The 12911-nt window shown below is 29.2% G+C and carries 15 protein-coding genes; 6 read left to right on the top strand and 9 right to left on the bottom strand.

What is annotated here, in order from left to right; all coding sequences use genetic code 11:
* Positions 1 to 25 precede the first annotated feature (25 nt).
* The 4 genes from ACSIGC_RS13300 to ACSIGC_RS13285 form a co-directional block, all read right to left on the bottom strand.
* Positions 26 to 748 carry a tRNA1(Val) (adenine(37)-N6)-methyltransferase gene (locus ACSIGC_RS13300; RefSeq protein ID WP_442265298.1) on the bottom strand — a complete coding sequence of 241 codons (723 nt, stop codon included), beginning with the start codon at positions 746 to 748 and terminating at the stop codon, positions 26 to 28.
* Positions 748 to 879, bottom strand: coding sequence for a hypothetical protein (locus ACSIGC_RS13295; RefSeq protein ID WP_442265297.1), 132 nt, complete (start codon positions 877 to 879; stop codon positions 748 to 750). Before ACSIGC_RS13295 ends, ACSIGC_RS13300 begins: the two co-directional genes overlap by 1 nt.
* Before the next feature lie 297 nt (positions 880 to 1176).
* Positions 1177 to 1830 carry a tRNA (5-methylaminomethyl-2-thiouridine)(34)-methyltransferase MnmD gene (mnmD, locus tag ACSIGC_RS13290; RefSeq protein ID WP_442265296.1) on the bottom strand — a complete coding sequence of 218 codons (654 nt, stop codon included), beginning with the start codon at positions 1828 to 1830 and terminating at the stop codon, positions 1177 to 1179.
* A gap of 2 nt (positions 1831 to 1832) precedes the next feature.
* Positions 1833 to 2351, bottom strand: coding sequence for a DUF4920 domain-containing protein (locus tag ACSIGC_RS13285; RefSeq protein WP_442265295.1), 519 nt, complete (start codon positions 2349 to 2351; stop codon positions 1833 to 1835).
* 117 nt (positions 2352 to 2468) lie between these two features.
* On the opposite strand from ACSIGC_RS13285, the gene ACSIGC_RS13280 reads away from it, so the two are divergent.
* Both ACSIGC_RS13280 and ACSIGC_RS13275 read left to right on the top strand, forming a co-directional pair.
* Positions 2469 to 3533 (top strand): branched-chain amino acid aminotransferase, encoded by a 1065-nt coding sequence (locus ACSIGC_RS13280; protein WP_442265294.1) that lies wholly within the window; start codon positions 2469 to 2471, stop codon positions 3531 to 3533.
* An 80-nt stretch (positions 3534 to 3613) separates the two neighbouring features.
* On the top strand, positions 3614 to 4531 hold the full coding sequence (locus ACSIGC_RS13275) for a TlpA family protein disulfide reductase (protein ID WP_442265293.1): 918 nt from the start codon (positions 3614 to 3616) through the stop codon (positions 4529 to 4531).
* A gap of 16 nt (positions 4532 to 4547) precedes the next feature.
* On the opposite strand, the gene ACSIGC_RS13270 is transcribed toward ACSIGC_RS13275, so the two are convergent.
* Genes ACSIGC_RS13270 through ACSIGC_RS13260 form a run of 3 tightly spaced genes read right to left on the bottom strand, consistent with a single transcriptional unit; the run spans position 4548 to position 6358 of the window.
* On the bottom strand, positions 4548 to 4934 hold the full coding sequence (locus tag ACSIGC_RS13270; RefSeq protein WP_442265292.1) for a hypothetical protein: 387 nt from the start codon (positions 4932 to 4934) through the stop codon (positions 4548 to 4550).
* Between the two features lie 18 nt (positions 4935 to 4952).
* Complete coding sequence (locus tag ACSIGC_RS13265; protein ID WP_442265291.1) at positions 4953 to 5633, bottom strand: HAD family hydrolase; 681 nt, start codon at positions 5631 to 5633, stop codon at positions 4953 to 4955.
* Positions 5634 to 5635: 2 nt separating this feature from the next.
* Complete coding sequence (locus ACSIGC_RS13260) at positions 5636 to 6358, bottom strand: SDR family NAD(P)-dependent oxidoreductase (protein ID WP_442265290.1); 723 nt, start codon at positions 6356 to 6358, stop codon at positions 5636 to 5638.
* A 31-nt stretch (positions 6359 to 6389) separates the two neighbouring features.
* Between ACSIGC_RS13260 and ACSIGC_RS13255 the strand changes: the two genes are divergently transcribed.
* Positions 6390 to 6635: a hypothetical protein gene (locus ACSIGC_RS13255; RefSeq protein WP_442265289.1), complete on the top strand. Its 246-nt coding sequence runs from the start codon at positions 6390 to 6392 to the stop codon at positions 6633 to 6635.
* On the opposite strand, the gene ACSIGC_RS13250 is transcribed toward ACSIGC_RS13255, so the two are convergent.
* The gene (locus tag ACSIGC_RS13250) at positions 6632 to 7561 is read right to left on the bottom strand and encodes an ion channel (RefSeq protein WP_442265288.1); all 930 of its coding nucleotides are present in this window, start codon (positions 7559 to 7561) and stop codon (positions 6632 to 6634) included. The genes ACSIGC_RS13255 and ACSIGC_RS13250 overlap by 4 nt on opposite strands.
* A 9-nt stretch (positions 7562 to 7570) precedes the next feature.
* Positions 7571 to 8131 (bottom strand): DNA-3-methyladenine glycosylase I, encoded by a 561-nt coding sequence (locus ACSIGC_RS13245; RefSeq protein WP_442265287.1) that lies wholly within the window; start codon positions 8129 to 8131, stop codon positions 7571 to 7573.
* Positions 8132 to 8226: 95 nt separating this feature from the next.
* On the opposite strand from ACSIGC_RS13245, the gene ACSIGC_RS13240 reads away from it, so the two are divergent.
* The 3 genes from ACSIGC_RS13240 to sppA all read left to right on the top strand — a co-directional run bounded on the left by ACSIGC_RS13240 (position 8227) and on the right by sppA (position 12574).
* Positions 8227 to 10287 carry a cytochrome c biogenesis protein CcdA gene (locus ACSIGC_RS13240; protein ID WP_442265286.1) on the top strand — a complete coding sequence of 687 codons (2061 nt, stop codon included), beginning with the start codon at positions 8227 to 8229 and terminating at the stop codon, positions 10285 to 10287.
* Positions 10288 to 10363: 76 nt separating this feature from the next.
* Positions 10364 to 10774, top strand: coding sequence for a DUF6146 family protein (locus tag ACSIGC_RS13235; protein WP_442265285.1), 411 nt, complete (start codon positions 10364 to 10366; stop codon positions 10772 to 10774).
* Between the two features lie 48 nt (positions 10775 to 10822).
* Positions 10823 to 12574 (top strand): signal peptide peptidase SppA, encoded by a 1752-nt coding sequence (gene sppA / locus ACSIGC_RS13230; protein WP_442265284.1) that lies wholly within the window; start codon positions 10823 to 10825, stop codon positions 12572 to 12574.
* Positions 12575 to 12911 lie beyond the last annotated feature (337 nt).

The raw sequence follows: 12911 nt of genomic DNA, 5'->3' as shown, positions 1-12911 counted from the left end.
TTTTAAAAAACAGTATAATTTAGAGCTACATTTTTAAATAAAAATCTTTAGTTAGATCGATATAGGCATCAGTATACTGGTGTCTTTCTTTTTCTATAATTAATTCCTCTTCAATTACTTCTTTTTCTTCAAAAGAAAATGCAAGTAAACTTCTTTTTATTTCTGAAGTTTCATTTCCTTTAACACGACAAACTTTAGTATTAAAAAGATCATAATTAAGAGCTAGTTGAATAAACTTCTGTTCTTCTTCAAAAGGAATTATAACATTAAAAACTCCTGCTTGACTCAAAAGTTGGCTTACACCTTTTAATAAACTTTCAAACGATAATGCACTTTTTGTAAATCTAGCTTTATTTCTTGACTCATCTTCTGAATGATAATCTGTATTGTAAAAAGGTGGATTAGAAACAATTAGATCATAAGTTTCTTCATCTTCTTGCATTTCGTTAGCAAATTCCTGAAAAGATACATGGTAACAAAACAAACGATCTCCCCAATCTGAACGTTCAAAATTTTCTACAGATTGTTCATATGCTTCTTCTTCAATTTCGATAGCATCTATAGTCATTGCATCTGTTCTTTGTGCTAACATTAGCGCAATGACTCCTGTACCAGAGCCAACATCTAAAATTGAATCAGGATAGAAATTAATATCACTCCACGCACCTAATAAAACAGCATCTGTACCAATTTTCATAGCTGCTTTATCTTGATGAACTGTAAACTCTTTAAATTTGAATGGTTTCATTATAGAATTCGAGATAAGATTTTATCTGCATTAAAAAACAAGTATAATGCTAAAGCTAAAAGTATTACTAAAAACAATCCTCTTTTGGAATTTGTTCTTTTTCTATTACCAAATCGTTTTTGAAACTTCATTTTATCTTATTAAATCTTTAAAAATAATCTCCAATCTTTTCTTCTCTGGGAAGCTGCAAGATACTTTATTGTTTTATATTCTTTAATTGTTATTACTAACTTTTCTGCATGAAAATCATTCTATGATATTCGCGTCTTAAATTTAAAATATTAGTCAAACTATATTTTTTTGTATCAGAAATACATATGATTTTTAACCAAAAAATATTTTCAACTGAAAAGTAAAAAAAGAAAAATGAAACCATCACATAAAGAACTATTATCTTTATCTTTAATCTTGTGTTTATCTCAATAAAATTATTTCTTTATTGCTCTTAACATTTCTCTTTTCCCAGGAGGACCTGATAATCTTTCGACAGTAAAACCAACAGATTCCATAGCTCTTCTTACACTACCTTTTGCAGAATACGTTACTAAAACCCCTTCTTTTTTAGTTGCTTTATACATTTTTTCGAAAATAACTTCAGACCATAATTCAGGCTGAACTCTTGCTCCAAAAGCATCAAAGTAAACTAAATCGAAAGCATTTTCATCATCAATATCTTGAAAAAACTGTTCACGTTTCGTTAATAAAAAATCTGAATCTATTTCATTTTTAACTTCCCAAGCAAGCTCATGAATTAATTGAAATTTTTCAGTTCTTTTTTCTGCTTTCAGTTCTTTTACATAATTCAATTTATTCACCTCTTCTTTAGCTACAGGATAAGCTTCTACTCCAACATAATCGATTTTTGCTGTATGTTCTAAATAAGTAATAAAGCAATTTAACCCTGTACCAAAGCCAATCTCTAAAATAGAAATTGGCTTTGCTTTGAATAATTCTAATCCATTCTTTATAAACACATGATATGCTTCTTGAATAGCACCATGTTTTGAATGGTATTGTTCATTCCAATCAGGTAAATGGATAGTTGTAGAACCATCCGAAGTAATTATAATTTCTCTCTTCAAGTTTACTTTAATAATACACCATGAGCTAAGAATGCCATTTCTTGCTTAGGTTCTGTAATTTTTTCAATCTCTTCTTTAGATTTACCAGCATCTTCTGCATAATGACGTAATTCATCTACAGGTGTAATTTTCACAAAAGCTTTTCCTTCAACAATCACATCTTTACCTTGACTATCTAAAGGCATAAAAAATCCGTAATCTTTAAAACGCACCATAATCTCTTCATCTTGAGACAATGGTAATTTCATCCAACATCCTTTTTTAGTACACACTTCATTAATCTTAGAAGCAAACTTGATAGTTACTGTATCCCCTACTTTTAAATCTTGATATTTTTTTAAAGCTTCTTCTGAAGTTGAAGCTCCTTCTGCAGAAATTTTTTCACCAAATAAAGCATATTCACTTTTCTTCTTTTCAACAGTTACTTCTTTTTCAACTTCTTTAGAAGTTTCTTTTTTTTCTGTTTTACAAGATGTTAACAATAAAGTCGCGCTAAAAAAAGCAATAATTAAGTTTCTCATTTACAATAATTTGAACATAGTTTAATACAAAGATACAATTTTGAGTGTTTTTTCCTTCCTTGAATTAGAATTTAAGTGCGCTCTATTTTGTAATTTAGCGTATCTAAAAATTTATTTATGAGTTCATCATCAAACATTAAAATTACCCCAATACAAAATTCTAAAATTGATAGTGTAGATTTTAATAATTTATCTTTTGGTACTGTTTTTACTGATTACATGTTTGAATGTGAATATAAAGATGGAGAATGGCAAACTCCAGAAATAAAACCTTATGGTAATATTTCTGTTGCTCCATCTGCAAGAGTATTTCATTATGGGCAAGCTGTTTTTGAAGGTATGAAGGCATATAAAGATGAAAATGAAGATATTTTTCTTTTCAGACCAGAGGAAAACTTTAACCGTATAAATAAATCATCAAGTCGTTTAGCTATCCCAGAATTTCCGAAAGAGTATTTTATGGATGGTTTAACTCAGTTATTAAACTTAGAAAAAGATTGGATAAAAAAAGGAAAAGGAAATTCTATGTATATCCGTCCTTTTGTTATTGCTACACAGCCTGCTATTTCTGCTTCACCAGCTAGTGAATATAAATTTATGATTATACTCTCTCCTGCTCAAGCATATTATGCAGGTGAAGTTCGTGTTTTAATAGCTGAAGAATATAGTAGAGCTGCAGATGGTGGAGTTGGTTTTGCTAAAGCTGCTGGAAATTACGCAGCTCAATTTTACCCAACAAAACTAGCTCACGAAAAAGGGTTTCAACAAATTATTTGGACAGACGCTAACACTCATGAATATTTAGAAGAAGCAGGAACTATGAATGTTTTCTTTAGAATTAACGATAAACTAGTTACTGCACCTAATAATGATCGTATTTTAGATGGAATTACTCGTAAATCTGTAATTCAATTAGCTGAAGATAATAATATAGAAATTGAAGTACGAAGAGTTTCAGTAGCCGAAATTAAAGAAGCTGCAAAAAACAAAACTTTATTAGAAATTTTTGGAACTGGTACAGCAACAGTAATAAATCCAATTATTGGTTTTAGTCATAAAGGAGAATCTTTCGATTTACCTAAAATTGAAAATACTTACGCTTCATTTTTTAAAGAAAAACTAACAAATATTCAATATAATCTAGCTGAAGACCCACATAATTGGAGACTAAAAATTAGTTAACATCTGATTATTAAGTAACAATTTTTTAACATTCCCTTCGCTTTTCATATATTTGTTAAAAAGCATTAGGGGTTATTAGTATGAAAAATCTACTCATTACGATTGTTACCATAGCAGCTGGATTCGGCATTACTTATTATGTATTAGATAATGTTTTCATTCAGAAAGATGATACTTTAACATCTATTATTAACGATGACTCTATAAGTTCACTAGATGATAACAAAGAAATAGACGAAACTCCTTCTAATAATACAAGTACAGCTATTATAGATAACGAGATGTTTCCTCAAGATTTTAACAACAACCTTACTTCTGAAAAAAACTGGAAAGATTATTATAACGAAAATATTGATTTATCAAGTAATTTTATAGCGTTAAATTCTGAAGGAGAAGAAATAGATAAAGGTGATTTTTTATCTAACTTAACTTCCGGAGACTATGTACCTGTTAAACTTCTGTCAGGTGAAGAAATGTACCAACTTTATAGTTTAAACGACTCTCAAAAAGACATTTCTGAAATTATAAAAAACACTTCAGAAGTAATATATTCATACTATTCAAAAGAGGGAACTAAACTGCCTGAGTTTAATTTTACTGATTTAAATGGCACTAAATTTTCAAGCGAAAACACCAAAGGGAAAATTATAATTATGAAATGCTGGTACATGGACGACAATGCCAGCACAAAAGAATTTAAAGAGTTAAATAATTTATATGATGAATACGAAGCTTATGAAGATGTAATTTTTTTAAGCTTAGCCTTTGACACTCCAAGTAACCTTAAAAACTTTTTAATTAAAAACGAATTTAGATACCCTGTAATACCTAACCAAAGAGATTTTATTGAAAACAAAATGGAAATCTCTCACTTTCCTACACATTTAATTATCGACGAAGAAGGATATGTTGAGAAAATGGTTGGTAGTGTAACAGAACTTAAAGAAACCTTAAATAAAATGTCAGCTCCTGATATTAATGAAGAAATAAATCAATAATTTCTTTTAAATTGTTTTATTTTTCTAGAATAGCTTTAATATCTGGTTTAAAATAATCTGGTCCTTTCATTACTTTTCCATCCTCTCTATAAATAGGGTTTCCTTCTTTGTCTAATTTACTCATATTACTTCTTTGAATCTCATTAAAAACCTCATCAATTTTATATTGCATTCCGTGCTCTATTATTGTACCACACAAAATATATAGCATATCGCCTAAAGCATCAGCGGTTTCAACTAAATTGTTATTTTGTACAGCTTCTAAATACTCTTCATTTTCTTCTTTCATTAAATTGAAACGAAGTAATTTTCTATCATCACCAATATCAACTTTGGGACTTTCATTTATTCCTAAACCAAAAGCTGTATGAAACTCTTTTACTGCTTTAATTTTATTTTTCATTTAATTTGATTCTTGTTTTTAGTTTATTTTAAATATTTCTTCTGCTTTATTCAGATCGAAGCTTGTCCAATCTTCAACATGATACAATACATTTTGTTTTCTAAAATCTTCAACATTTCTCTTATTTACTCCTACAAAGTGTAAACCTAAATTTTCTGCAGTTGTAACATCCCATAAACCATCACCAAAAGATATAATGTGATCGAAATTTGTTACCCCATAATATTTCTTTGCTTTATCTATTGCTGAAGAAACAATTCCTTCTCTTGTATAAATTTGGTTTGAAGTTTCTAAAACTTCTTCAGAAAATAATATTCCTGCTTGTTTTAACTTTAATAATGCAGGCTGAAACAATGATCCTGTAGCAAAACAAACTCCGTAAACGGTTTCTTTCTCAAAAAAATCTACAATATTTTTTGCTCCTAAAACCTCCTTCGAATCTTGATAAGTAATAAAATGATCTGTCATTACTTTTTCGAAATCTTCAAGTAATTCTAAAGAGAAATCTTTTTGAAAAACTCTTTCAAAGTTTTTTTTAACGATATAACTATCTGTAGCATTAGCATAATTTCTCCAATCTGTATCTACATTTTTAATCCCCATATTATCCATAGCAAAAAGCAATGAATCTGTATGTTTTTTTTCACTACTTGTTAATGTATCATCGATATCAAAAACAATTAAATTCTTTTTTTTCATTCTTAAATTACTTTTTTAAGTAACCAACTTGGTGTTAATTTTAAAGCGAAAGCAATAATACGCCAACGTTTAGAAATATAAGCCACTCTTTTCTTTCTTTTTATGGCTTGAAATATTTGTTCTGTGGCTTTTTCAAGAGATACCATCCAAAATATTCCATCTCCTAAAGCCATAGCTGTATCTACAAAACCAGGACGAATATCTGTTATAAAGACTTGTTTACTTTTTATTGTTTTGGTTTTAATGTAAAGACTTTCTAAATATGCCTTTTGATATGCTTTTGAAGCAAAATATGCTGGCGCTGCTCGATTACCTCTAAGTGAAGCAATGGAAGAAATTCCTACTAAATGCCCATAACCTTGCTCTCTAAATAAATTATAAGTTAAATCGTACAATTTTGTAACTCCTAAGACATTAGTTAAAATAGTTTCCTGTTCTTTATCCCATGCTAAATCTGGATTTACATAACCAACTCCTGAAGATTGAACTACAATATCAATAGCACCAAATTCCTTTACAATTTCTAAAAAAACTCTCTCTACTTCATTTATTTCCTGAATATCATTTTGTTTAATTAGTATTTTTTCTGGGTACTTTGCTTTTATCTCTTCTAACTTCACCAATCTTCGTCCAGTAATTGCAACTTTACAGCCTTCTTTAACAAACAAATCGACTAAAACTTTACCTATACCTGATGTTGCTCCAAAAATTACTACTTTTTTCATTTATTTAGTACTTTTGTTAAATGTACAAAGAATGTACACACTAATCTATTTAACACATAATTTTATGCTAATTATAGCTTCTAAAATGTTTACAACTGGCAGAATAATTTTTGCTTCACTTTTCCTTATTGCATTTACTGCCTTAATGATTTTTAGTTATAAAAAAGACGCTAAGAATAATAAAAAGTATTATCAAAATGCTGCTATTTATGTTGCTATTGGAATTATAGTAACCATAGGACTTTTATTTCTTTCAAAATATTTAGTGAAAGGTTAGAGTTTTTCCACATCACTTAATTTATCATGATCTAAAACCGTGTAACCTTCTTCATTAAAACTTGAAGAGGGCGCGTATTTCACATCAATTTCTACTTGTGAAAACTTGTAAGATGTTGCTTGATATACTGTTTGACCAAATGATTCTTCGTGATATTGAATTAATATATATAAACCAGCGTCTAAATTTTTAATTTCTTCGTTAGATAAATCATATAACGGACTTTTTTTATCAATAATGTGAACTACTGTCCACACTGTTGGCAAATACATAATCTTATTGCGTTCTAAATCTAAAGCGAAAAAACTTCTTTTATACTGACCGCTTTCATCTTTATGATTTAAAGATAATGTTACAGTTACTTTTGGTTCAATCATTATTGTTTTTCGGCTATTCATTAATCGAAACATTAAGGCTCTACCTCCATTAAACTCTCTAACGATTAAATTCTTACTGAAACGAATAGCTGCTTTAGGCCTAGAAAATCGACCATAAAGTAATCCAGTTACAAAAGCGAAACTCACCAAACCAATTAAAGCCTCAAAGGCAGCAATAACATTAGCTGTTAATCCTTTCGGAGCAATCCCTCCGTAGCCAACAGTTGTTAATGTTTGTGCACTAAAGAAAAAACCATTTAAAAAATCTCTAAATGCATTTCCTGTAGAGGGAGTTATTTGTTCTATACCAATTAATGTATATACTATTCCAAAAAAAACATTTAGCATCGTATAACTTAGAACCACAATAATAGAAAACTGAATCCAAGATAAACTGATAAAAAAACTATATAAATCATCAACACCAAACTTACGATTGATGTGAATAATATTAGAACTTCCATCTTTATTGATAGTTCCTTTTACATTTTTAGCTGATTTATAACCAAATCCTGGATCTTTAGTTTTTTTAGCCATTATCTTTAACATATTATTCTTTTAAACTTCATTATACTTGAAACAATCTGTTGTATGATCGTTTACCATACCTGTAGCTTGCATAAAAGCATAAATAATTGTTGATCCTACAAATTTAAAACCTCTTTTTTTAAGTGCTTTTGATATTTCATCTGACAAAGGTGTGGTTGCAGGAACCTCTTCTCTAGTTTTAAAATTATTTTTTATTGGTTTTCCATTAAAAAAAGCCCAAATATATTTAGAAAAAGAACCATACTCCTTTTGAACTTCCATAAAAGCTTTAGCATTAGTTATTGCAGCTTTTATTTTTAATTTATTCCTTATGATCCCTTCATTTACTACTAATTCATTGAATTTATCTTCGTTATAATTTGCTATTTTCTTATAATCAAAACCATCAAAAGCTTCTCTAAAATTCTCTCTCTTTTTCAAAATGGTAATCCAACTTAAACCCGCTTGAAAAGACTCTAAAAGTAAAAATTCAAATAATGTTTCATCATCGTAAACAGGACCCCCCCATTCTTTATCATGATATTCAATATATAATGGATCATTACTAACCCAAAAGCAACGTTTTTTCATTGTTAAAATTTGTTTTAAATTTAACAAAAACAGGAACAAGTCTATTATTTGAAAAAAGTTATTTTTACAAATCGTAGCTACAAATTTAAAACACAATGAAAAAAGTCTTTTTTCTATTCACTATATTAATTAGTTATATTGGTTTTTCGCAAATCCTAGATCCAGTAAAATGGAAAACTAAAACTGAAAAAATATCTGATAACGAATACTATTTAATTTCTACTGCCACTATTGATGATGGATGGCACTTATACGCACAAGACATTCCTAAAGGAGGACCAAGACCAACAATATTTTCTTTTACTCCTAACGATAGTTACGAACTTATGGGAAAAACTTCAGAAGAGAAAGGTATTACAGAAGATGACAAAGTGTTTAAAATGCAAATTAAGTACTTTGCCAATAAAGCTACATTCAAACAAAAAATACGTTTACTTAAAGAAGACGCTAAAATTGAAGCTAATGTTCAATTTATGGTCTGTAATGATACTCGTTGTTTGCCCCCTCGATCTGAAGATTTAACTTTCTTCACTTCTGAAAAAAGTAAAGCTTCTGCTGTTAATAAAGTAGCTAAAGTAGCAGATTTAAGTGACGATGAAGCTAACACAATACTATACGGCTTATCTAGCAAAGACATTAGAGAACCTTCTGTTGATTTAAATGCTGTGGGAGTAACAAATGAGAATGCTACTATTGAGAAAAAAAATGACAACTCTTCTTTATTTAGTATTTTCGGTTTAGGTTTTTTAGGAGGTTTACTTGCATTATTAACTCCTTGTGTTTTCCCTATGATTCCTCTTACAGTTAGCTTTTTCACTAAAAAAGACAGCTCTAAAAGCTCTGGAATTTCTAAAGCACTTTTATATGGATTCTTTATTTTGGCCGTATACTTATTACTAAGTGTTCCTTTCCATCTATTAGACTCTATTAATCCTGATATTTTAAATGAAATTTCCACTAACGTTTGGCTTAACGTTATCTTCTTTATTGTATTTGTCTTCTTTGCTGGATCATTTTTTGGTTTTTATGAACTTACATTACCTAGTAGCTGGACTAATAGAACTACTGAAGGAGAAAATTCTGGAGGAATAATAGGAATATTTTTTATGGCTTTAACTTTAGCTATAGTTTCATTTTCATGTACTGGGCCAATTTTAGGTTCTTTACTTGCAGGGTCTTTATCTTCTGATGGTGGTGCTTGGCAATTAACTTCCGGGATGGCTGGTTTTGGAGTTGCATTAGGACTTCCTTTTACTCTTTTTGCAATGTTCCCGAACATGTTAAAATCACTACCTAAATCTGGTGGTTGGATGACAACTGTTAAAGTTGTTTTAGGTTTCTTAGAATTAGCCTTGGCATTTAAATTTTTATCTAATGCCGATTTAGTAGCACACTGGAATATTTTAAAAATTGAACCTTTCTTAATTTTATGGATCTTGATTTTCGCTGGTTTAGCTTTATATCTATTTGGGTTAATTAAATTTCCGCATGATTCTCCTTTTCAAAAAATTGGTTTCTCTAGAATAACTTTTGGAATTTTAGTAGCTGCTTTTACAGTTTATTTAGCTTCAGGATTTATGGTAAATAAAGAGACAAAAACTTTTTCGTCTTTATCTCTTTTAAGTGGTTTAGCTCCACCTGTGGGTTATAGTTATATATACCCTAACGAGTGTCCTAATAATTTAACTTGTTTTAAAGATTTAAAAGAAGGTTTAGCTTACGCTAAAAAAACAAATAAACCTATCATGTTAGACTTTACAGGTTATGCCTGTGTAAACTGTAGAAAAATGGAAGAACATGTATGGCCTGCAGAAAAAATAGATAATGTATTACGAAACGACTATGTTTTAATATCTCTTTATGTTGATGACAAAAAAGAACTTCCTAAAGAAGAACAAATTATAGTGAATAGAGTTAATGGAGGTACAAGACAACTTTCTAACTACGGGCATAAATGGTCGCATTTTCAAACTGTTTTCTTTAAAACTAATACACAACCTTATTATGTTTTATTAAGCTCTGATGGAAAACAAATTTTAAACACACCTGTTGGCTACACACCTAACGAAGATGAATACTTTAATTGGTTACAAGATGGAAAAGAGAAATCTAAAAACACATTAAATAACTTATTTAACCAAGTAGAATTTAACTAATAACAAAATATTAACGAATTAAAAATTAAAGACATCTTCTTAATTTTCGTATCTTATAAGGTAAATTGATTTTTGTATGAAAACTAAATTCTATTATATCTTTTTAGGACTAGCGATTTTTCTTTTTATAGGTAATTGTAATACTCCAAAAAAAATTTCTAATTCAGAAATAAAGGAAGAACCTGTTGTAATTAAAAATGATAGCTTAGAATATGAAATTATAATTCTTGATATCGGTTTTAATCAATATTTAAATACAATAGCTCAACCTGTTGGTTATTATACACAAGCTTATTTAGAAAACAGAAATCGTTTTTTAGTTCCAATTTGGAATTCTAGAGTTTCAGATCCAACGAGATTTAATCCTAATATTTATCAGAATATTATAGATTATAATGCAAATATTAATTATGGATACGACGTAAATTACAAACTCTTTAATTACTTTCAATTTGCTCAACGAAAGTACCGCATGACGTTGAGATAATTAACCACCTTAAAAAGCGTATATTTGCACGCAATTATTATTAATAAAATGAATTTTTTACGAAACTTATTAGCCGCTATTTTAGGTTTTTTTATTAGCCTATTTTTAATTTTTATTTTGTTTATCGGTATAGCTTCTTTAGCTGGAAAACAAGAAACTGTAGTTGTTAAACCAAATTCGATTTTAGAATTAGATTTAACTTCTATTGTTAAAGATTATGCTCCTGACGAAAAGAACCCAATTTTAGAGGCTTTAGAATTAGATAATACTAAATTAGCTTTAAATAAAATCTTCAACGCATTAGACAACGCCCAATTAGACAACAACATTAAAGGAATCAGTTTAAATTCAACTTTTGTAAATGCTGGTTTTGCCCAAACTCAAGCCTTGAGAAAAAAGTTAGAAGAATTTAAAGAATCAGGAAAATTCATTTATGCTTATAACGATGTATATACTCAAAAAAACTACTATTTAAGTTCTGTAGCCGATAGTGTTTATTTAAATCCTGTTGGACAAATAGACTTCACTGGTTTATCTACTGAAATTTTATATTATAAAGATTTTGAAGATAAGTACGGAGTAAAAATGGAAGTTATAAGACATGGTAAATATAAAAGTGCTGTTGAACCTTACTTAGACAACAAAATGAGTGAAGCTAACCGTGAACAAACAACTTCTTTCTTAAAGTCTATTTGGTCTGAAATCACTGCAGATATTAGTAAATCTAGAAAAATAACTGAAGAAGAAGTTAACAGTATAGCTGATAATTCTAAAGGTAGAAATGCTGAATTAGCAAAAACAAATAAACTTATAGATAATTTTATTTATCAAGATGAGTATGAAGAGAAGTTAAAAGCTGCTGTAGAAGATGGTAAATACGCTACAATATCTATTCAAGACTATATTAAGTCTGGAAAAGGCAGAAAAACTTCATTAGCAAAAGACCGAATAGCTGTTATTTACGCTCAAGGTCAAATTATGTACGGACAAGGAAATGAAGATGTTATTGGTCAAGGAATTATTAATGAAGCTATCAAAAAAGCTGTTAAAGACAAAAACGTTAAGGCAATTGTTTTACGCGTAAACTCTCCTGGTGGAAGTGCATTAGCGTCTGATTTAATTTGGAGAGAATTAGAATTAGCCAGAAAAGAAAAACCTTTGGTAGTATCTATGGGTAATTTAGCAGCTTCTGGTGGATATTATATCGCTTGTAACGCAGATTTGATTGTAGCAGAACCTACAACTATTACTGGCTCTATTGGTGTATTTGGCGCACTACCAAATGCTTACGAACTTTCTAAGAAAATGGGAATAAATGCAGAGCAAGTTTCAACTAATAAAAGTGCTCAGTACAGTCTTTTTGAACCAATGAATAAAAAGTTTTACGACGTTACCAAAGAAGGTGTTGAACAAATTTACAAGACATTTGTTAATAGAGTAGCTCAAGGAAGAAAAATGACTTTTGAACAAGTAGACGCAGTTGCACAAGGTAGAGTTTGGTCTGGAAAAGAAGCTATCTCAAAAGGTTTAGTTGATGAATTAGGTGGATTAGATCATGCTATTAATGCTGCAGCCCAACTAGCTGAGTTAAACAAAGGTTATCGCATTAAAAACTTCCCTAACTACAAAACAGACTATAAAGAAATGTTTAAATTCTCTCCCTTTGGAAAAGTAAACAAACAAGAAATTTTGAGAAAAGCACTTGGAGATGAGAGTTATCGTTTATTTAATGAGATTAACCAATTAAAAAACTTAAAAGGAATTCAAGCTAGAATGCCTTACATTATCAACATAAAATAAACGTCTTTTTCTTTTTTAAACAAAATAGAATCAAAAAGAGCTACATATTTAATGTAGCTCTTTTTCTTTTTTTTTAGTATTTTAATGTTTGATAGCATAACTAGCAGCTTTCCCCGACTCTGCTAAAGCTTTCAAAACTATTCTATAAAATACTCTAATTCTAATAAGTAAAATTTTCCCCATGATTTTATAATTTTATAATCCCCTTTGATTAATTCTATTACAAAAATACATTAACAAAACAACAGAGAGTTTAAAATTTGTAACACAACACAAAACCCAAAAAAATACTGATAAACAACATATTAGATGTTTCAGGACTTCTATTTGTAACATC

The organism is Tenacibaculum aquaeponti (assembly GCF_052084715.1).
Classification (GTDB): Bacteria; Bacteroidota; Bacteroidia; order Flavobacteriales; family Flavobacteriaceae; genus Polaribacter.
This window is presented reverse-complemented; position numbering and strand designations above follow the sequence as displayed.

Coding starts and splice junctions, on each gene's coding strand:
- ACSIGC_RS13240 (WP_442265286.1), top strand. CDS start 8,227: ATGAAAAAAGTCTTTTTTCTATTCACTATATTAATTAGTTATATTGGT.
- sppA (WP_442265284.1), top strand. CDS start 10,823: ATGAATTTTTTACGAAACTTATTAGCCGCTATTTTAGGTTTTTTTATT.
- ACSIGC_RS13245 (WP_442265287.1), bottom strand. CDS start 8,131: ATGAAAAAACGTTGCTTTTGGGTTAGTAATGATCCATTATATATTGAA.
- ACSIGC_RS13265 (WP_442265291.1), bottom strand. CDS start 5,633: ATGAAAAAAAAGAATTTAATTGTTTTTGATATCGATGATACATTAACA.
- ACSIGC_RS13300 (WP_442265298.1), bottom strand. CDS start 748: ATGAAACCATTCAAATTTAAAGAGTTTACAGTTCATCAAGATAAAGCA.
- ACSIGC_RS13275 (WP_442265293.1), top strand. CDS start 3,614: ATGAAAAATCTACTCATTACGATTGTTACCATAGCAGCTGGATTCGGC.
- ACSIGC_RS13285 (WP_442265295.1), bottom strand. CDS start 2,351: ATGAGAAACTTAATTATTGCTTTTTTTAGCGCGACTTTATTGTTAACA.
- ACSIGC_RS13255 (WP_442265289.1), top strand. CDS start 6,390: ATGTACACACTAATCTATTTAACACATAATTTTATGCTAATTATAGCT.
- ACSIGC_RS13235 (WP_442265285.1), top strand. CDS start 10,364: ATGAAAACTAAATTCTATTATATCTTTTTAGGACTAGCGATTTTTCTT.
- ACSIGC_RS13260 (WP_442265290.1), bottom strand. CDS start 6,358: ATGAAAAAAGTAGTAATTTTTGGAGCAACATCAGGTATAGGTAAAGTT.
- ACSIGC_RS13250 (WP_442265288.1), bottom strand. CDS start 7,561: ATGTTAAAGATAATGGCTAAAAAAACTAAAGATCCAGGATTTGGTTAT.
- ACSIGC_RS13295 (WP_442265297.1), bottom strand. CDS start 879: ATGAAGTTTCAAAAACGATTTGGTAATAGAAAAAGAACAAATTCCAAA.
- ACSIGC_RS13270 (WP_442265292.1), bottom strand. CDS start 4,934: ATGAAAAATAAAATTAAAGCAGTAAAAGAGTTTCATACAGCTTTTGGT.
- ACSIGC_RS13280 (WP_442265294.1), top strand. CDS start 2,469: ATGAGTTCATCATCAAACATTAAAATTACCCCAATACAAAATTCTAAA.